This is a genomic window from Amycolatopsis sp. NBC_00345 (assembly GCF_036116635.1).
Classification (GTDB): Bacteria; Actinomycetota; Actinomycetes; order Mycobacteriales; family Pseudonocardiaceae; genus Amycolatopsis.
Genome location: NZ_CP107995.1, coordinates 1242383 through 1260636, shown reverse-complemented (window position 1 = coordinate 1260636; position 18254 = coordinate 1242383). Strand labels below are relative to the sequence as shown.

The 18254-nt window shown below is 72.3% G+C and carries 17 protein-coding genes and 1 riboswitch; of the genes, 8 read left to right on the top strand and 9 right to left on the bottom strand.

Translation table 11 applies throughout. From position 1 onward, the window contains the following. Position 1: 1 nt before the first annotated feature. On the top strand, positions 2–1867 hold the full coding sequence (locus OG943_RS05780) for an HtaA domain-containing protein (RefSeq protein WP_328608633.1): 1866 nt from the start codon (positions 2–4) through the stop codon (positions 1865–1867). A gap of 111 nt (positions 1868–1978) precedes the next feature. Next, positions 1979–2719, top strand: a complete 741-nt coding sequence (locus tag OG943_RS05775) for a siderophore-interacting protein (protein ID WP_328608632.1) — start codon at positions 1979–1981, stop codon at positions 2717–2719. A gap of 5 nt (positions 2720–2724) precedes the next feature. Here the strand turns inward: OG943_RS05775 and OG943_RS05770 are convergent, their stop codons facing one another. After that, positions 2725–3501 (bottom strand): enoyl-CoA hydratase, encoded by a 777-nt coding sequence (locus tag OG943_RS05770; RefSeq protein WP_328608631.1) that lies wholly within the window; start codon positions 3499–3501, stop codon positions 2725–2727. A gap of 141 nt (positions 3502–3642) precedes the next feature. Next, positions 3643–3768, top strand: a riboswitch (cobalamin riboswitch). A gap of 34 nt (positions 3769–3802) precedes the next feature. On the opposite strand from OG943_RS05770, the gene OG943_RS05765 reads away from it, so the two are divergent. From OG943_RS05765 to OG943_RS05755, 3 genes are read left to right on the top strand one after another with little or no spacing between them, the layout of a single operon-like run. Then, positions 3803–4012 carry a CbtB domain-containing protein gene (locus tag OG943_RS05765; protein ID WP_328608630.1) on the top strand — a complete coding sequence of 70 codons (210 nt, stop codon included), beginning with the start codon at positions 3803–3805 and terminating at the stop codon, positions 4010–4012. Between the two features lie 39 nt (positions 4013–4051). Next, positions 4052–4897 (top strand): CbtA family protein, encoded by an 846-nt coding sequence (locus OG943_RS05760; protein WP_328608629.1) that lies wholly within the window; start codon positions 4052–4054, stop codon positions 4895–4897. After that, positions 4894–5589 (top strand): (2Fe-2S)-binding protein, encoded by a 696-nt coding sequence (locus OG943_RS05755; protein ID WP_328608628.1) that lies wholly within the window; start codon positions 4894–4896, stop codon positions 5587–5589. The genes OG943_RS05760 and OG943_RS05755 overlap by 4 nt, the downstream gene beginning before the upstream one ends. A 36-nt stretch (positions 5590–5625) precedes the next feature. Here the strand turns inward: OG943_RS05755 and helR are convergent, their stop codons facing one another. The 5 genes from helR to OG943_RS05730 all read right to left on the bottom strand — a co-directional run bounded on the left by helR (position 5626) and on the right by OG943_RS05730 (position 12895). Then, positions 5626–7833: an RNA polymerase recycling motor ATPase HelR gene (helR, locus tag OG943_RS05750; protein WP_328608627.1), complete on the bottom strand. Its 2208-nt coding sequence runs from the start codon at positions 7831–7833 to the stop codon at positions 5626–5628. A gap of 518 nt (positions 7834–8351) precedes the next feature. Continuing rightward, positions 8352–9800, bottom strand: a complete 1449-nt coding sequence (locus tag OG943_RS05745; protein ID WP_328608626.1) for a glycosyltransferase — start codon at positions 9798–9800, stop codon at positions 8352–8354. Positions 9801–9925: 125 nt separating this feature from the next. Beyond that, positions 9926–10384 (bottom strand): MarR family winged helix-turn-helix transcriptional regulator, encoded by a 459-nt coding sequence (locus OG943_RS05740; protein ID WP_328608625.1) that lies wholly within the window; start codon positions 10382–10384, stop codon positions 9926–9928. After that, positions 10381–11721, bottom strand: coding sequence for an MFS transporter (locus OG943_RS05735; RefSeq protein WP_328608624.1), 1341 nt, complete (start codon positions 11719–11721; stop codon positions 10381–10383). Before OG943_RS05735 ends, OG943_RS05740 begins: the two co-directional genes overlap by 4 nt. A 97-nt stretch (positions 11722–11818) precedes the next feature. Next, positions 11819–12895: a YeiH family protein gene (locus tag OG943_RS05730; RefSeq protein ID WP_328608623.1), complete on the bottom strand. Its 1077-nt coding sequence runs from the start codon at positions 12893–12895 to the stop codon at positions 11819–11821. A gap of 133 nt (positions 12896–13028) precedes the next feature. On the opposite strand from OG943_RS05730, the gene OG943_RS05725 reads away from it, so the two are divergent. The 3 genes from OG943_RS05725 to OG943_RS05715 all read left to right on the top strand — a co-directional run bounded on the left by OG943_RS05725 (position 13029) and on the right by OG943_RS05715 (position 15833). Further along, positions 13029–13796 carry a GntR family transcriptional regulator gene (locus OG943_RS05725; RefSeq protein ID WP_328608622.1) on the top strand — a complete coding sequence of 256 codons (768 nt, stop codon included), beginning with the start codon at positions 13029–13031 and terminating at the stop codon, positions 13794–13796. Between the two features lie 279 nt (positions 13797–14075). Continuing rightward, on the top strand, positions 14076–14507 hold the full coding sequence (locus OG943_RS05720; protein ID WP_328608621.1) for a DoxX family protein: 432 nt from the start codon (positions 14076–14078) through the stop codon (positions 14505–14507). A 291-nt stretch (positions 14508–14798) separates the two neighbouring features. Continuing rightward, positions 14799–15833, top strand: coding sequence for a phosphatase PAP2 family protein (locus OG943_RS05715; RefSeq protein ID WP_328608620.1), 1035 nt, complete (start codon positions 14799–14801; stop codon positions 15831–15833). Positions 15834–15854: 21 nt separating this feature from the next. On the opposite strand, the gene phoU is transcribed toward OG943_RS05715, so the two are convergent. The 3 genes from phoU to OG943_RS05700 form a co-directional block, all read right to left on the bottom strand. Next, on the bottom strand, positions 15855–16499 hold the full coding sequence (gene phoU, locus OG943_RS05710) for a phosphate signaling complex protein PhoU (protein ID WP_328608619.1): 645 nt from the start codon (positions 16497–16499) through the stop codon (positions 15855–15857). 11 nt (positions 16500–16510) lie between these two features. Next, the gene (locus tag OG943_RS05705; protein WP_328608618.1) at positions 16511–16864 is read right to left on the bottom strand and encodes a hypothetical protein; all 354 of its coding nucleotides are present in this window, start codon (positions 16862–16864) and stop codon (positions 16511–16513) included. A 92-nt stretch (positions 16865–16956) separates the two neighbouring features. Beyond that, positions 16957–18153 (bottom strand): acyl-CoA dehydrogenase family protein, encoded by a 1197-nt coding sequence (locus OG943_RS05700; protein WP_328608617.1) that lies wholly within the window; start codon positions 18151–18153, stop codon positions 16957–16959. Positions 18154–18254 lie beyond the last annotated feature (101 nt).

Below are 18254 nucleotides of genomic sequence, written 5' to 3'. Positions count from 1 at the left end.
CGTGACCGTACGCAGATGGGCGGGCGCCCTGCTCGCCGCCACACTGCTTGGCACAACACAGCTCGGCGGGCTGTCCGCCGCGCCCGCGCTGGCCGCGGACCGCCCGGCGTTCACCCCGGCGGTGACCGTCACCCCGGCCACCGGGCTCGACCCGGCGGGCACGTCGATCACCGTCAAGGGCACCGGTTTCGACCCGGATGCCAACGGCGGCAAGGGTTACGGCGTGCGCGTCGGCCCGGCGAAGGCCGACGTGCGCGACCGCCTCGGCACCGGGTTCCAGGTGGCCAAGCTGGTCAAGAAGGACCCGCAGGGAACCCAGCTGCCGCTGGCCGCCGACGGGAGCTGGGAGCTGACCGTCACGGTCAAGGCCGAGTACACCAGCCTCGGGACCACGTACAACGCGAAGACCCAGCCGTTCAGCGTGTACGTCTTCGGCTGGGACACGCCGGATCTCACCTGGGACCGCACCACGCCGCTGGGCTTCACCGGCGGCGGCAGCGATCCCGGCACCGGGACGGCCGGGCTGCACTGGGGCGTCAAGCAGTCCTGGCGCGGCTACATCAGCCGGTTCGGCGGGACGATTACACCCTCGGCCGGGACCACCCTTGACCAAGCCGCGCCGGCCGCCGCGCCCTACCCCTACACCTGGCCGTTCACGAAGTCCGGCTACGACCCGGCGACGGGCAAGGGCACCGTGGCGTTCGGCGGCAAGGTCGGGTTCACCCTCGAGCCGCACCAGATCTGGGACTTCGGCTTCGCCGCCCCGGAGGTCACCTTCCGCGGCGACGGCACCGGCACGCTCAGCGGCACGGTCGGGTATTCCTTCTACGGCACCAAGGACGCGCCGCAGCAGGTCCGCGCGCCCGCGCCGGTGGTGTTCGCCGAGCTGAAGTTCGCCGGGGCGCCGCGGCAGCAGGGTGACGACGTGGTCGCCGACATCGCCTCGGCCACGCTGACGGAGGCGGGCGCCTCGGCGTTCGCGGGCTTCTACAAAACCGGTGACGCGCTGGACGCCGGGCAGCTCGTTTTCCCCGGCCAGGCCGGTAAACCGCCCACGGACCCGCCCACCGGCCCGCCGACGACCCCGCCCACGAACACCCCGCCGTCGTCCTGTGTGCTGCAGCCCGGCGCGGTCGCGCAGGGGAACCTGGTGTGGGGCTTCAAAAAGAGCTTCCGGCAGTACGTCGGCAACGGGACCGGAAACTCGATCACCGCGTCGGACGGCGCGGTGATCACCTCCGTCGACGAGGTGGCGAACTCCCGGCTCCCGTCCGGCGCCTACCGGTTCGCGTTGAAGTCCGGGCGGTACACCTCGGCGGGCGGGTTCACCGCGCAGTTCGGCGGGAAGGTCACCTTCAGCTACCCCGCGCACTTCTTCACGCTCTCCCTGGCGAACCCGAAGATCCAGGTGGCGCAAGGAAAGGGCACGCTGTACGCGGACGCCGAACTCGCCACCAGCACGGGCGCGCCGTCACCGCCGGTCAGCCGGCCGGGGGTGGCGCTCGCGACCCTCGACCTGACCGCGGCCCGCAACGAACCCGGTGCCGGGCTGCTCACCGTGTCCGGGATCAAGGCCGTGCTCAACCCGACGGACGTGTTCGCGGACTTCTACCACGGCGGCGAGCCGGCGGACGAGCCCGCGGTGACCCTCGCCGCGGACTGCGCGCAGCTGCCCGCCGCGGGCGGGACCGGCGGCACCGGCGCCGGGACGGGCGGGGGCAACGACCTGGTCCCCGACGTCGCGTTCCGGCCGGGCAACCTGGCCTCCACCGGCGCGACCCTCGCCCCGCTGTGGTGGGGCGCGGTCCTGCTGCTGGCCGGCACCGGCCTGGTGCTGTTCACCCGCCGGAGCCGGAAGACCTCGTGAACCGCCCCAATGTGGCGTTGGTTGCGTTGGACGCACCGAACGCCACATTGGGTGCGTTGAGCGCACCGAACGCCACATTGGGGCGCATCCCCCCGGAAGAAGGAACCGCAGATGGCCAACTGGCAACGGGGCGTGCTGCGCCTCATGGGCGTGCGCAACCACGCGGTCGAAGTGGTGTCGATCAAGGACTTCACCCCGTGGTACCGGCGGATCGTGTTCAGCGCGCCGGAGTTCGTGCGCGGGCTGGACGTGTTCCCGACGCTGTGGCTACGGCTGTGGGTGCCGAACCCGGCGCGCGGCGAGGGTGAAGTGAGCCAGCGGGGCTACACCTTCGTCGACGTCCGGCCCGGCGACGGCACGTTCGCGCTGGACTTCGTCCTCCACGAGACCGCGGGCCCGGCCGGCGAGTGGGCCCGCCGCGCGGAGCCCGGCGAAAAGCTCGAGGCCGCGCTCACCCCGGCGAAGATCTCGGTGCCCGACGGCACCACGGCCGTGCTCCTGGCCGGCGACGCGACCGCGTTGCCCGCGATCACCAGCTGGCTGGCGCATGTGCCGGACACCGTCGCCGTCCGCGTCTACCTCGAAGACTCCCACGACGACCACCTCGCCCTGCCACAGGAACCCCGCGCCGGCACCGAGTTCACCTGGGTCACCCCGGACGGCGAGCGAGGCGCCGCGCTCGCCGCGGCCATCACCGCGGCCGAAAGCGCCGCCCCCGACCGCTACGCGTGGGCGGCCGGCGAGCGGTCACTGGTCAAGGCCGTGCGCCCGGTCTTCCGCGACCACCTCGGCCTCGACCGGTCCCACAGCTTCACCCAGTCGTACTGGATCGAGGGCCGGTCGGCGGGCTGAGCAGCTCAGGCGTGCCGGAATTCCGGCGGTCGCTTCCCGGTGAACGCGGCCATGCCCTCTTTCTGGTCGTGCGTGGCGAAAGTCGAGTGGAAGACCCGGCGCTCGAACAGCAGCCCCTCGGCCAACCCGGTCTCGAACGCGCGGTTGACGACCTCCTTGGCCATCATCGTCGCGGGCGCGGACATGCTCGCGATCTTCGCGGCGACGGCCACCGCCTCCGTGAGCAGGTCCGCCGCCGGCACGATCCGCGACACCAGCCCGGCGCGCTCGGCCTCCTCGGCGTCCATCGTGCGGCCGGTGAGGCACAGGTCCATCGCCTTCGCCTTGCCGACCGCGCGGGTCAGCCGCTGCGAACCGCCCATGCCCGGGATGACGCCGAGGGTGATCTCGGACTGCCCGAACTTCGCCGTGTCGGCCGCGATCAGCAGGTCGCACATCATCGCCAGCTCGCAGCCGCCGCCGAGCGCGTACCCGGCGACCGCCGCGACCAGCGGCTTGCGGACGCGGGCCAGCGCGTCCCAGCCCGCGAACCAGTCGGCCGCGTGGGCCTCGGCGAACGACAGCGGCGCCATCTCCTTGATGTCGGCCCCGGCCGCGAACGCCCGGTCCGACCCGGTGAGCACGATCGCGCCGACGTCGGGGTCGTGGTCCAGCTCGGCCGCCGCGGCGGTGATCTCGGCCATGGCCCGGAGGTTCAGCGCGTTGAGCGCCTTCGGCCGGTCCAGCGTGATCAGCGCGACGCGCGGCTCCGGACGCCCGACGGTGATGGTCTCGTAGCTCATCTGGTGCTGCCCTTCCACAGAACACTAGGACGTCCGACTATATCTAGTCCGAGTAACTCCGCCAGGCCCGCGGCGGTGACCGTCCGCACAGCCGGGGCCAGTGGTGGCAACGGCAATTGACGCCCCCGCGCGCCGCGACGTACTGTCGTGCGGCGCGGCGGTTTCCCGAAGCCGGTGAGATTCCGGCACGGTCGCGCCACTGTGTGCCCGTGGCTGTACTGCAGCCGCGGGCAAGTCAGGTCGAGGAACCGCCGGGCCGCTCCAGCCGATGTGGGACGCGTTATCCCCTGAAGGAGGCCCCATGACCACCCTGCCCGCCGAATCCTCGACGCCGGTCGTCCTGCCCGTGACCAAGGCCGTTGTCTGGCTCGCCGGCGCGACCCTGCTGGCACTCGCGCTGTACTACTTCATCGGCATCGACCAGGGCGCGACCTCGGTGTTCGGCAGCGACATGCACATCCACGAGTTCGTGCACGACTCCCGGCACTTCCTCGGCTTCCCCTGTCACTGAACCTGATCCAGAACCACGGAAAGATCGGGACAACCGGACATGGAGAAGAAGCTCCTCCTGCGCGGCGCGCTCACCGGCGCCTTCGCGGGCCTGCTGGCGTTCGTCTTCGCCCGCATTTTCGCCGAACCGCAGATCCAGGCGGCGATCGACTACGAGAGCGGCCGGGACGCGGCGCAGGCCGTGCTGGACCAGGCCGCCGGGCAGCCGGCCGAGTCGGAGGGCCCCGAGCTGTTCAGCCGCGCCGTGCAGGCCAACGTCGGCATCGGCGCCGGGATGATCCTCTTCGGCTTGGCCATGGGCCTGCTGTTCACGGTCGTCTACACCGTCTGCCTCGGCCGCGTCGGCAAGGTGCGGCCGCGCACCCTGGCGCTGCTGGTGGCCGGCGCCGGGTTCCTCGGCATGTACCTGGTGCCGTTCCTGAAGTACCCGGCCAACCCGCCGTCCATCGGGCACCCGGACACCATCGGCGACCGCGGCGGGCTGTACCTGATCATGGTCGTGGGCTCGCTGGTGTTCCTGGCCGCCGCAGTCTGGCTCGGCCGGCGGCTCGCCCCGCGGCTGGGGATCTGGAACGCGTCCCTGATCGCGGGCGCCGCGTTCGTGGTCGTGATCGGGATCCTGATGGCCGTGCTGCCGCCGTTCGGGCACCTGTCGGCGAACGTGGCCGAGTACGGCGTCCAGCCCACCGAAACCCCGCTGCCGCTGAAGAACCCGGCCGGCGCGATCGTCTACCCGGGCTTCCCGGCCGACACGCTGTTCGACTTCCGCTTCTACTCCCTCATCGCGCAGGTGATCCTGTGGGGCGCGCTCGGGCTGTCGTTCGGCCCGCTCGCCGAACGGCTGCTCAGCCGCGAACGCCGGACCACCGCCACGCAGGCCGTGTGACAGAGGACTTCGCCGGCCTCGGCCCGTTCTTCGCGGTACACACGCACGTCACGGGCGCCACGGCCACACCGCCGTGGCGCCCGCTCGACGAGCTGGTGGCCGACGAGAGCGTGCTCGGCTCCCGCATCGCCTCCGTCCGGACCGCGCTCGCGGGCGGCCGCCCGGACGACGCCGTCGAGTGGCGGGTCGCGGCGTCCGTGACACACCTCGGCATGGTGGCCCGGCTGCTCTCCCCCGCGCTCGCGTTCGCCGTCCGCGACGGGACGGTGCTCGACCTCGGCCTCGCCGGGACCTGGTGGGAGCCGGTGCCCGGCGGCGCGGTCCCGCTGTCGGTCCGGCCGCCGTCCGGGCCGCCGCTTCCGGACGACGCACTGGTGGACGCCCTGGCCTCGCAGGTTCTCGACGGCCCGATCCGGCTCGTCACCGGGCTGTTCCCGTTGTCCGGCCAGGTGTTGTGGGGCAACGTCGCCTCCGCCGTGAACGGCGCCGCCACAATGCTGGGCACCGACCGTCCTGAATGGACGGTGCGGGCGCACGCGCTCGCCACGGCCTTGCTCGACCGCGCACCCCTGCTCGGCACGAGCACCCGCGCCGAGGGCCGGTTCCGGCGGCGCAGCTGCTGCCTGATCTACCGCGTCGCCCCCACCGGCTCCGGCGCCGTCTGCGGCGACTGCGTGCTCACCCGGTCCTGAGACCGCCCGGCGCGCGTACCCGGGCGGCCTCGCCGGTCACGCCGGCCGCCGGCTCACGGCCTCGGTGCCGATCTCCGCGAGCCCGCTCAGCGCCTCCGGCAACGGGCCTTGGTGCAGGACGCCGAGGCGCTGGGTGGCGCGGGTCAGCGCGACGTACAGCTCGGCCGCGCCGCGGGGGCCGTCGGCGAGGATCCGGTCCGGGTCCACGACCAGGACCGCGTCGAACTCCAGTCCCTTGGTCTCCGACGCCGGGATCGTGCCCGGCACCCCCGGCGGCCCGATCACCACGCTGGTGCCCTCACGACCGGCTTCGTCCCGGACGAACTCCTCGATGGCCGAGGCCAGCTCGTCCCCGCCGATGTGCCGGGACCACGGCCGGACCCCGCACGCGCGGACCGACTCCGGCGGCTGGGCCCCGGGCGCGAACTCGGCGAGCAGCGTGGCGGCGACGGCCATGATCTCCGCCGGGGTGCGGTAGTTCACCGACAGCGACCGGTAGGTCCAGCGACCGGGCACGTACGGCTCCAGCATCGCGTCCCACGACGTCGCCCCGGCCGCCGACCGGCGCTGGGCGAGGTCGCCGACCACCGTGAACGACCGGCTGGGGCAGCGCCGCATCAGCGCCCGCCAGTCCATTTCGGACAGTTCCTGGGCCTCGTCGACCACCACGTGCCGGTAGGTCCAGTCCCGGTCCGCGGTGGCGCGCTCGACGAGGGTGCGGGTGTCGGCTTCGACGAAGCGGTCGGCCAGGTCCTCGGCGTAGAGCAGGTTCTCGGCGGACAGCAGGACGTCCTCGTCCATTTCCTCGCGGTCCAGCTTCATCACGTCCAGCACGCCCGCGGCGTACTCGGCCTCGGCCCGCCGCTCCCGCTCGGCCGCCTCGTCGACCGGCTTGTCCGCCGTCTTGTCCCGGCCGAGCAGGTCGACCAGCTCGTCGAGCAGGGGCACGTCCGACACGGTCCAGGCGTCACCGTCGGCGCGCTGGAGTACCGGGTCGGCGCCGGCCGCCCGCAGCCGTTCGGGGGAGGAATACAGCTGAGACAGCAGGGTTTCCGGCGTCAGCACGGGCCAGAGCTCGTCGAGCGCGGCAGTGAACTCGGCGTCGTCGGCCAGCTCCTTGAGCAGGTCCGCCCGCATGCTCTCCCATTCCTCGCGGTCGTCCCGGGTCAGCCAGCCCCGGCCGATCCGCGCGATCGCCCGCTCGGTGAGCACGTACGTGACGATCTCGGTGAACGCGGCGCGCGCCTCGTTGTGCGGGTGCCCGCTCGCGCGCGCCTCGTCCCTGGCCCACTCGGCGGTCTCGGCGTCGATCCGCACCGTGACGTCCTTGAGCTGGATCGGGATCGGCTGCGCCGGCAACCGCTGCCGGTCGGCGACCGCCGCGTTCAGCACGTCCAGCATCTTGAGCGAACCCTTGTACCGCGCGGCTTCCGGCCCGTCCTCGGTGGTGACGCGCAGGCCGGGCACGAGGTCGCCGGCGGTCATGAACACCACGTCGGACTCGCCGAGCGAGGGCAGGACGCGGCCGATGTGGTCCAGGAACGCCGGGTTGGGCCCGACCACGAGCACCCCGTGGCGCTCCATCCGCTCCCGCTGGGTGTAGAGCAGGTACGCGACGCGGTGCAGCGCCACCACGGTCTTCCCGGTGCCCGGGCCGCCCTCGATGACCAGCACGCCAGGATGGTCGAGCCGGATGATCCGGTCCTGCTCGGCCTGGATCGTCGCGACGATGTCGCGCATGCCCTCACCACGCGGCGCGTTGACCGCCGCGAGCAGCGCCGCGTCCCCGTGCTCGCCCTCACCGGGACGCCCGAGCACCTCGTCGGTGAACTCGACCACCCGGCGCCCGCGCGTGTGGAACTGCCGGCGCCGCCGCACGTTCTCCGGACTGGCCCCCGTGGCGACATAGAACGCCCGCGACGCCGGCGCCCGCCAATCGAGCAACACCGGCTCGTACGCGTTCTCCTCGTCGAACAGCCCGATCCGCCCGATATAGGAATGCTCCCCCGAAAGCGCGTCCAACCGGCCGAAGCACAACCCGTCGTCGGCCACGTCCAGCCGCCGCATCTCCCGGGCCCGCGCCCGCACCTCGACGTCCCGCTCCATGGGCGTCCCGCCGTTACCCCCCAACGCCGTCGTGTACTCCCCCTTCACCCGCGCACGCTCGGCGTCGAGCCGCGCGTAAAGCCCGGCCACGTAGCTCCGCTCGGACCGCAATTCGTCTTCGTACCCCTGAGTTGACACAAACCCCTCACAGCGGCTATTCTGATGTTATCGACGGCGGGTATTCCACGGGTTACTGGTGAAACTGTGGAAGACACGCCGATTTTTTATTGTCCACCTCTTGTCAAGCCCCCTCTTCGCGGAACGCGGAATGGGTGGGGCTTGGCGGTTGTGCGGGATCTGACGATCCTGCGTGATTCCGGCGGGTGGGGGCGGCTTTTCCTGGGTGCCGGCGGCCGGGTGGGTTGAGGCGGGTGCTGGGTGGGTTTCGTGGGTTTCGTGGCTGCCCGTGCCTATCCGGTTCCGGCGAGTGCTGGTGGCTTGCCGGCTGATCACTGCCGCCCCGGTTCAGGTGAGCGCAACCGGCTTCCCGGCCGACCACCGCCACCCGGCTCAGGCGCGTGCGAGCGGCTTCCCGACCGCCCACGGCCACCCGTTTCAGGCGAGTGCAACCGGCTGCCCGTGCCCATCCAGTTCAGGCGAACGCAACTGGCTTCCCGACTGACCACGGCCACCCGGTTCAGGCGAGCGCAAGCCACTCACCGGCGGCCCTGCCCATCCGATCCAGATGAGTGCAGGCGGCTTCCCGGCCGACCACCGCCACCCGGCTCAGGCGCGTGCATGCGGCTCACCGACTGCCCTGCCCGTCCGGTTCGCCCGGGCACGCGCGCCCCTTCCCGGCCAACCAACCCCCGCGCGATCCAAGCGGGCACAGGCGTTCCCTCCCGGCTGACCATCTCGAGCAGGAGCTTCGCGGCCACCGTCGCCCCGTCGGTGCGGGTGGTGGCGGCCACCTCGGCGGCCCGGGTGTGGATCTCCGGGGTCAGGGCCGTCCGGAGGGCCGCGGACAGGGACTCGAAGGTCGGCGACGGGCCGTCGTGGGCCACGCCGATGCCCAGGTCCGCCACCCGGGCCGCCCAGTACGGCTGGTCCGCCAGCTGGGGGACCACGACCTGGGGCGTGCCGGACCGGGTGGCCGTCGATGTGGTGCCCGCGCCGCCGTGGTGCACGACGGCGGCCACACGGGCGAACAGTGCCTGGTGGTTGGCCTCGCCGAGAGCGAAACAGTCGTCGGCATCGTCGATCAGGGACAGGTCGGCCCAGCCACGGGAGACGACAGCGCGCCGGCCCTGCGCGCGGACCGCCTCGACGACCACCCGGGCCAGATCCTCCGAGCCGTGCATGGGCATGCTGCCGAAACCCACGTACACGGGCGGCTCACCGGCCTCCAGGAACGCTTCCAGGTCAGCCGGGAGCGGACGGTCGTCGGGCAGATACCACGCGCCGGTCTGCACGACGTCCAGGTCCGTGGCCACCGGCCGCGAAACCAGGCCCGCCCCCGAAGCCCCCAACCCCGAGCCGAGATCCGAGCCCAGCCAAGGATCCAGAACCGGATCCGCCGCCAGCCACGGGTGCTCGCCGATCACGTAATCCCGGACGTGGTCCACCGGCGGCAGCCCGTTCCGGGCCCGGTTGGTGTTCAGCGCCTCCCCGAACAGCACCTCGACACTCGCGGCGTCCCATTCCCACAGCACCCGGTTGTCCGTCACCCCCGGTGGGAACGGGCGGCCCGGGTACGCCATCGGCGCGTGGTGCGGCGACGGCAGCACGAGCTTCTGGAAACTCGCGTACACCGACGGGATCCCCACCTTCTCGGCCACCGACAGCGCGCCCGCCGCGGCCGGCAGCATGCCGGTCGCCACCAGGACGTCACAGTCCTCGGCCGCCGGGGTGATCGCCTCGAACTGCGCGGCGATCACTTCGGCCGCGCGCTCGGGCAGGGACGACGGCGTCGGCGCCTGCTTCATCAGCTCGCGCGCCGAAGGGCCCACCGGCACCAGCGTCACGCCGGCCCCGGCCAGCAGCTCCGCGAAATCCGGCGGCGCGCACACCCGCACGTCCGCGCCCTGCGACCGCAACTGCATGGTCAGCGCCAGCAACGGTTCGACGTCCCCACGCGACCCAAACGTCGACAACAACACTCGCACTCAGTCACTCCCCTTTTCGCCGATTCCGGCTGAGGACGACGATTCTGCGGCACCACCCGGGTCTTGCGGCAAGCCCCCCGGTGCGCTATACCTTGGAAAGGGAAAGAGGTGACCACTCCCCTTTCCTACTCCTCCGCCAAATCTTCGAGCACCAAGCCGTCGATCGCCGCCACCAGTTCCCCCAGTGCGGGCAGCGACGCGGTGAGCAGGTGCTGCCAGGCCGGGTGAAGCCGTTCCGTCGCCGCGTGGAGGATCTCCGCGTTGTGCGCCTGCCACTGCCGCACGGCGTCTTCGCCCGCCGGGGTCAGCGCGAGCGCGACGGTGCGCCGGTCCTCGCCGCCGCCGGTGCGGGTGACCAGTTCACGGGTGCGCAGGCCGTTCGCCATGGTGGTGACGGAGTTGGGCGCGAGCTTCAGCAGCTGCGCCAAGCGGCTCGGCCGCGCGCCCGGGTTCTCCCCTATGCAGGACAACAGTTCCAGCTGCGCGACCGACAGCGGGTTGTCCGGGTCCGCGCTGCGCGCCGCGCGGCGCATGGCCCGCCGCAGCCGGGCGACGACCTCGGCCAGCGCCGTCTCGTCGGTCACCGCGCGGTCCCCCGGACCAGCGCGCCCGTGACACCGGCGAGCACCCCCGCCGCCGCGAGCACACCTAAAGCCAAAGCGGTCCCGCCGACATGAAGGCACAACGTCACCAGCGCGACGCCCAGCGCGGTGCCCAGCCCACGGGCCATGTTCACCAGTCCCCCTCCGGTCGCCGACATCCTGTCCGGGACCGCGCCCATGATGGACGCGTTGTTGGCCGGGATGAACAGTCCCAGACCCAGGCCCGCGACGAACAACGACACTCCGGTCCACGGCCCGGTCGCGCCGAGCAGCCCGAGACAGCCCGCGACGGCGACGGCCGCGCCGAGCATCGAACGCGCGCGGGTGGTGAACGCCGGCGGCAGCACCCGGTCGGCCGCCAGCGCGGCGACGGCGAAACCGGCCGGCAACGCCGTCAGCATCAGCCCGGTCGAGCCCCGCGCACCGCCGATCTGCGGCAGCAGCGTCAACGGCCCGAACAGCACGAGGTACCCGCACAGCGCACCCACCAGGCCGAGCGACACCGCGCGCGGGCGCAACACCGAAAGCCGCACCACCGGGCTGCTCGCGCGTGCCTCCCGCCAGACGAACCCGCCCGCGGCGAGCACCGCGACGGCCACCAGCAACGGCACCGGCACCGGCAGGCCGGAAAGCCCGGACAACGCCAGGAGGACCGCCGTCGTGGCGGTCGCCAGCAGCGCGACCCCGGCGCCGTCGAACCGGCCCATCGGCGTGCGCTCGCGGGTGCGCGGCAGCAGCAGCCGCCCGGCGACCAGGCCGAGCACCCCGACCGGCACGTTGACCAGGAAGACCCAGCGCCACCCGGCGGTGGCCACCAGCAGCCCGCCGACCGCGGGCCCCAGCGCCAGGCCGAGCGCCTGCGCGGCCGCCTGCACGCCGAGGGCCGCGCGGCGCCGAGACGCCGGAACGCTGGTGACGACCAGCGCGACGCTGTTGGCCTGCAGCATCGCCGCGCCGACCGCCTGCAGCACCCGGAACGCGATCAGCCAGCCCAGCCCGGGGGCCAGCCCGCAGGCGATCGACGCCGCGGTGAACACGCCGAAGCCGTAGACGTAGGTGAGCTTGCGCCCGACCGCGTCCGCGATCCGCCCGACCGCCGCGAGCAGCCCGACCAGGCTCAGCAGGTACGACAGCGACACCCACTGCACCGCGGCCAGCGGCTCGGCGAACTCGGACTGCAACGCGGGGAAGGTCAGCGTGACGATGCTGGCGTCGAGCTGCCCCATGAACGCGCCGAAGCACACCGCGCCCACCGCGAACCAGCCCGCGTTCCGGTGCTCCCGCACCACCCGCGGCCGGGGCCGCTCTGCCAGCAGCACGCTCGACACACCTCCGATTTAGTTCTTCAACAGAACTACATGGCTAGCATAACCGCACATCATCGTCACAAGATAGTTCGGTGACCGAGTGAACAGCTCAGAGCGTTCCGGTGAGCGCCTGCAACCCGAGGCTGCTCAGCGCGACCGCGACCCACAGCAGCGCGCCGAGCAGCAGCGGACGGCTCCCGGCCCGGCGCATGTCCGCGAGCCGCAGCGACAGCCCGATGCCCGCCAGCGCCGTGGTGATCAGGAACGTGCCCAGTACGGAGAGCACGGGGTGCCAGGACTCGGGGATCACGCCGAGGCTGTCGAGCGTCGCGGCGGCGATGAAGCCGATCAGGAACAGCGGCACGATCTTGCGCCACGGCATGGCGCGCAGGCTGAAGCCGGCGACGGGCTCACCGCGTTCCGCCGCGGCGAGCCGGGCGTCGCGGCGCGCTGTGCGGACGGCCAGGAACACCACGATCGGGATCAGCATCAGCGTGCGGGTGAGCTTCACGACGAGGCCGTACGAGCCGGCGTCGCCGCCGTAGGCGAACGACGCGGCCACGACCGACGAGGTGTCGTTGATCGCGGTGCCCGCCCACAGCCCGAACGCGTGCGGGCTCATCCCGAGCAGGTGCCCGAGCGGCGGGAACAGCAGCACCGCCGCGATGTTGAAGGTGAAGATCGTCCCGATGGCGTAGGCGACCTGCGCCTGCTTCGCCTTGATCACGGCGGTGGTGGCGGCGATCGCCGAGGCGCCGCAGATGCCCGTGCCGACGCCGATCAGGATCTGCGTGTCGCCGCGCACGCCGAGCCACCGGCCGAGCAGCCAGGCCCCGCCGAGCGCGACGGCGAGCGTGCCCAGCATGACCGGCAGCGACTGGCCGCCAACCCGGACCACCTGCTGGAGCGAAAGCCCGGTGCCCAAGACCACAATGGACAGTTGCAGCACCGGCTTCGCCGCCACCGCGTAGCCCGGCGCGAACCGCGGCGCGCGCAGGGCCGGCACGACGGCCGCGGCGAGCACGCCCAGCAGGATCCCGAACACCGGCCCGCCGACGATCGGCACCAGCGTGCCCAGCGCCGTCGCGACCCCGGCGACGAGCAGCGCGACCACGAGCCCGGCGACGCCCCGGACCGGTGGCCGCTCCACCGCCGGCGCCGGTCGCGCGTCCTGGGTCGCCGTCATCGCACTCTCCTCACCGAGATGTGCCGCCAGAAGCGGGCCGATCAAATGTACGTACATTTAGATTAGCGCATGTCCGGACATACGACCAGCGGTAGAGTCACCCCAAGCCACACAAAGGAGCGGGAAGGACGACATGCCAGCACGCACGCTCGACCGGGTCGGCCCGGAGCCGCTCTGGCGCCAGCTCCAGCAGGAGCTGCTGACCAGGCTGGACGCCGGCGAGTTCACCGGCGGCTTCCCCGGCGAGCTGGCACTGGTCGACGAGTACGGCGTGAGCAGGCACACTGTGCGCCAGGCCCTGCGCCAACTGAGGGCCGACGGGGTGATCGTCGCCGAGCGCGGCCGCCAGCCCCGCGTCGCGCCGCCCCCGGAGATCACCGTGCCGATGGGCGCGCTGTACAGCCTCTTCGCGTCCGTCGAGGCCGCCGGGCTCACCCAGCACAGCGTCGTGCGCGCCTTCGACACCCGCGCCGACGCACTGGTCGCCGAGCGTCTCGAACTCGAGGCGTCCACCCCGCTCATCTACCTCGAGCGGCTGCGGCTGGCCGGTGACGAGCCACTGGCGCTGGACCGCGTCTGGCTGCCCGCCGACCTCGCCACTCCCCTGCTCGAGGCCGACTTCACCCACACCGGGCTGTACGCCGAGCTGTCGCGGCGCACCGGCATCCGGCTGGACCACGGCCGCGAGGACGTGCACGCCGTCATCCCCACCGCCGCCGAGCGCAACCAGCTGCACTGCGCCCACGACGTCGCCGCGTTCTCCATCAACCGGCTCAGCCACACCAAGGGGCGCCCGGTGGAATGGCGGCACACCCTGGTCCGCGGCGACCGTTACGCGCTCACCGCCGAGTTCTCCGCGAACGCCGGCTACCGGCTGCTCGCCCCGGCCACCTCGGCCTGACCGCCGGCTCCCCCGTCTCTCCCAGACGGACACGGATCAGCGTCGCGGGATGCGAAACCGAGCGTGATGTTTCATCCAGGTGACGGCGATTGTCCGCCGAGATAGGACTTTCGCAGGTATCGAGCCGCTTCGCCGGCCCGGTATATCTGAGTGTTCCCACCACAACCGCGTCCGTTCAGCGCTGACCGGACCACTGGTCTGGACCACTGGACCCGTCCCCCAGCCGGCGGCGACGTTCCCACCGACCGGTACCTGCCTACTGTCCTTTGTGGAGGAACAATGCACCGGCTGGACACGACCCGCGAGCACGCGATCGGGCTCTTCCGCATCGTCATCGGCTTCCTGTTCGCCTGCCACGGCGTGAAGACCATCTTCGGCGTGCTCGGCGCACACGGCGCCGCCGAGGTGGGCACCTGGCCCGACTGGTGGGCGGCGTTGATCCAGCTCGTCGGGGGCACGCTGGTCTGCCTCGGCATCGGCACGCGGGGCGCCGCCCTGATCGGCTCCGGCTCGATGGCCTTCGCCTACTTCACCGTCCACCTGGCGAACGGCCCGTTCCCGATCCAGAACGGCGGCGAGGCCGCGGCGCTGTTCAGCTGGACACTGCTGGTCCTGGTTTTCACCGGCCCGGGCCGCTTCGCCCTCGGCCGGGTCCTGTCGGGCCTCCTGACCACCACCCGGACGGCACCGTCCGCGATCAGCTCCTCCTGAACCGCCTCCGGGGAGCGCCGTCGGGGCGCTCCCCGGAGGGCACTCCGAGCACTGCTCCGGGCATGGTCCGAGCGCTTCACCACTCGCTGAATTCCGCGCCACCACACAGTCTCTTCACGCTGTCCATAGTGGACGGACCCCCGCGCGGCGAGTTTCCGCTGGGCACGGGGCCGCCCCGGGCCCGTACCAGGAGGCGCTGGGCGGGACTTTCCCACGACGTCGTAACCTCGTGATCTGCAGCTGAACGCGGCATGGCCACCAGGCGAACAGACGGCGAAGGAGAGCTGAACGGTGACTGCGTTGAACCACGCGTCGAGTTCCGGCAGCGGGGTGTATGACGCTATCACCAGCCTCGGCGTCCACAGTCCCGGCTTCCTGCAGGGGCTGATGCTGGCCTACACGAAGTACGGGCTGGTGCTGGTCGTCCCGTTGTTCGCGTGGGTGTGGTGGCAGGCGCGCGCGAGCGGGTCCTCCCGGCGGATGGCGCTGGCCCTGCTCGCCCCGGCCGGGACGCTGGTCGCGTACCTGTTCAGCGAGGTCCTCAAGACCATGATCCACGAGGAACGGCCGTGCCGCGGGCTGCCCGTGACCTCGATCATCGGCAAGTGCCCCGACCCCGGGGACTGGTCGTTCCCGAGCAACCACTCCGTGATCGCCGCGTCCGCCGCCCTCGGCGCCGTCTACGCGTGGCGGCGGGCGATGCCCTGGCTCTTCTCGCTGGCCGCGCTCATGGCGTTCTCCCGGGTGTTCGTCGGGGCGCACTTCCCGCACGACGTGCTGGCCGGGCTCTTCTTCGGCGCGGCCATCGCCTGGCTGGCGCACCGGTTCGCGCTCGACCGCGCCACGGACCTGGTCGACCGCTTCGCCGGCCGCGTGCCATGGCGGCTGCTGGGCGACCCCGCCGAGGCGGACGAGCCGTACCCGGTCGACGACGACCGCACCGAGCTGATCAGCCGCGTGCCCGACGGGCGCCGGCCGCGCCACCCCGGCGAGCGTCCCCCCGCCGACGGGCCCGAACGTCGTCATCCCGTGGCAGAACGCCCGGTCGGCGGAGCCCGCCCGGCCGCTGACCGTCAGGCGCCGCCCGAACGCCGCCCCGCCCAGGATCGCCGGACGCGCCCGTTGCCGGAGCCAGGCCAGCAGCAGCAGCCGGACCAGCGCCCGCAGCGGCCCCCGGCCCGTCGCCAGGCCCCCGTTCAGCGCCAGGCCCCGGTCCAGCAGCAGCCGCCGGTGAACCGGCCGGTCCGGCCCCGTCCCGACCAGCCGCCGGCACCGCAGCAACGGCCTCAGCAACCGCCGCAGCAACGGCCCCCGCGGCCGCGCTGAGCCAAAGACGGGGCCGGGACGTCAGGCGGGCAGATCGCCCGTCGCGGCGAAGTCCAGGCGCTTGGCGACCGAGACGGCCTGGTCGGCGAAACGCTCGTAGAACCGCGTCACCAGCGTCAACGCGACGGCCGTGCGCTGGTCGTGCTCCCAGCCCTCGGCGGTGATGGTGGCGAGGACCCGCGCGTGCAGGGCGTCGACGGTCTCGTCCTCGTGGCTCAGCTCCGCGTGGCCACCCTTGGCGCCGGTGCGCACCAGCTCGGCCACGCGGTCGGCCATGTGCGAGGTGGCCTCGCCGAGCTCGCGGAACACCGGCTCGAGCTCGGCGGGCACCACCGGGTCCGGGTGGGTGCGGCGGGCCGTGCTCGCGACGTGCGCGGCGAGGTCGCCCATCCGCTCGATCTTCTCCGCGCAGTAGACGACCGCCAGCACCATGCGCAGGTCACCCGCGACGGGAGACTGCAGCGCGAGCAGCGAGTACGCCTCCTCCTCGCAGCGGGAGCGCAGCTCGTCGAGCTCGCTGTCGGCGCCGATCACTTGCTCGGCGAGCCGCAGGTCGGCGTTCAGCAGCGCCAGGGTGGCCCCGCGCATCGCCTCCGCCGCACCTTCGGACATCGCGGCCAGCCGGCCGTGGAGGCGGCTGAGGTCGTCCTGGAAGCCTTCGCGCATGAAGGGGCACTTTACCGGCGGCCGCCGAGCCATCCGGCGTCGGCCACGACCTGGTCGGCCCCGTCGGCGTCCGGGCGGACGGCGAGGTCGAACGAGTGCCCGCCCTCGTGCCCGGCCGGCACCCGGCAGCGCTCGCCGCCGTCGGCCGCGACCGCGCAGGCGGCCCGGCTCTCCAGCACGCGGCGGCCCGGCCACCAGCGCAGCCACCACCCGTCCTCGACGGACGCCACGTGCTCGTGGCCGTGCCCGGCCTCCAGCTCGCAGCTCAGCGACGATCCCGAACCGCGGGCGGCGACGCTCCGCAGCACGGACCGCTCCCGCCCGGAAAGCTCCACTGGCTCCAGGCACAGCGCACGATCGGCCATGGCAGCCACCCTAGGCGCCGTCGGCGCGGCCTGCGCCGCGAACCCGGCTTTCCGGGAAAAACCGCATGTCCGACGGCGCGGCGCCCGGGGGATCAGGTGTACCAGGTCGGCTCCGGCAGCTCGCCGAGCAGCGCGTAGGCGCCGACCTCACGGCGTTTGTAGGCGACCGGGTCGTGCAGGGAATGCGTGCGCAGGTTGCGCCAGAAGCGGTCCAGCCCGATCTTCGACGCGCTGGCCCGCGCGCCGGTGACCTCGAAGACCTTCGTGGCGATCTCCAGTCCGGTGTCGATCACCCGCTGCTTGGCGGCGGCGATGAGCACCGCGATTTCCCCGCGCTCCTGCGGTGTCAGCTCTTCGCGCGGGGCGTGCAGCACGCGGGAGATCGCCGCGCCCGCCTTGTCCACCAAGGCTTCCGCGGCCCACAGTTTCGCTTGCAGGTCACCGTAAGCGTCGAGGACGTACCACTCCTCGGCGGCCGATTCCTTGTTGTCGCCGCCATAAGGCCACGCCCGGGTGTGGCCGCGGGTGTAGGCCGCCGCCGTTTCCAGCGCACCCTGGGCGATGCCGAGGTAGAAGTTCGCGAAGACGAGCTGGATGGCCGGCACGTTCAGCGTGTTGTAGGTGAGCGGCCGGAATTCCTTGTCGACGTAACCCGCGGCGCTCGCCCACGGCACCCGCACGTCCGTGATCGACACACTGCCGGATTCGGTGAGCCGCTGGCCGATGTTGTCCCAGTCGTCGTGGAAGACGATTCCCTCCTGCGCCGAGGGGACGATCGCGAAGATGTGGTCTTCGGTGCCGGTGAGCACGCCTTCGAGCACCGTCAGGTCCGAAACCTTGCTGCCGGTGGAGAACGACTTCCGTCCGTTGTAGACGATCTCCTCCCCCTCGTCGATGATCGTCAGGTCGCCGTCACGCGGGTTGACCGCGCCGCCGAACAGGTAGTTTTCGCTGGTGTACAGCTCTTCCACGGCCGCGATCTGCGCCTCGGTCGCGACCAGCCGCGCCGCCCAGGCCCACAGGTAGTGGTAGCCGAGGAGCTGGCCGATCGAGCCGTCGCCGCGCGCGACCTCCCGGATCACGCGGTACGCGGTGTCCCAGGTCTGCCCGCCGCCACCGTGTTCCGGTGGGCCGAGCAGGGTGACCAGCCCGGTGTCCTTCAGCAGCCGGACCTCCTCGTACGGCGTTGCGTTCGCCCGGTCTCGCTCGACCGCGTCGACCGCCAGCTTGTCCGCGACGTCCTTCGCCACGGCCAGCCATTCCGCGGCGCTCTTCTCCGTAGTGACCACAATGGACTCGATTCCGATCGGGGGTGAGGCCCCCGATGGTTTCCGTGGTTCTCCCGGTGCGTCAACGGATTCCGCGCGCTGGGAAAACGGGAATTGTTCGC

Coding starts and splice junctions, on each gene's coding strand:
- OG943_RS05775 (WP_328608632.1), top strand. CDS start 1,979: ATGGCCAACTGGCAACGGGGCGTGCTGCGCCTCATGGGCGTGCGCAAC.
- OG943_RS05770 (WP_328608631.1), bottom strand. CDS start 3,501: ATGAGCTACGAGACCATCACCGTCGGGCGTCCGGAGCCGCGCGTCGCG.
- OG943_RS05765 (WP_328608630.1), top strand. CDS start 3,803: ATGACCACCCTGCCCGCCGAATCCTCGACGCCGGTCGTCCTGCCCGTG.
- OG943_RS05760 (WP_328608629.1), top strand. CDS start 4,052: ATGGAGAAGAAGCTCCTCCTGCGCGGCGCGCTCACCGGCGCCTTCGCG.
- OG943_RS05730 (WP_328608623.1), bottom strand. CDS start 12,895: ATGACGGCGACCCAGGACGCGCGACCGGCGCCGGCGGTGGAGCGGCCA.
- OG943_RS05725 (WP_328608622.1), top strand. CDS start 13,029: ATGCCAGCACGCACGCTCGACCGGGTCGGCCCGGAGCCGCTCTGGCGC.
- OG943_RS05720 (WP_328608621.1), top strand. CDS start 14,076: ATGCACCGGCTGGACACGACCCGCGAGCACGCGATCGGGCTCTTCCGC.
- phoU (WP_328608619.1), bottom strand. CDS start 16,499: ATGCGCGAAGGCTTCCAGGACGACCTCAGCCGCCTCCACGGCCGGCTG.
- OG943_RS05705 (WP_328608618.1), bottom strand. CDS start 16,864: ATGGCCGATCGTGCGCTGTGCCTGGAGCCAGTGGAGCTTTCCGGGCGG.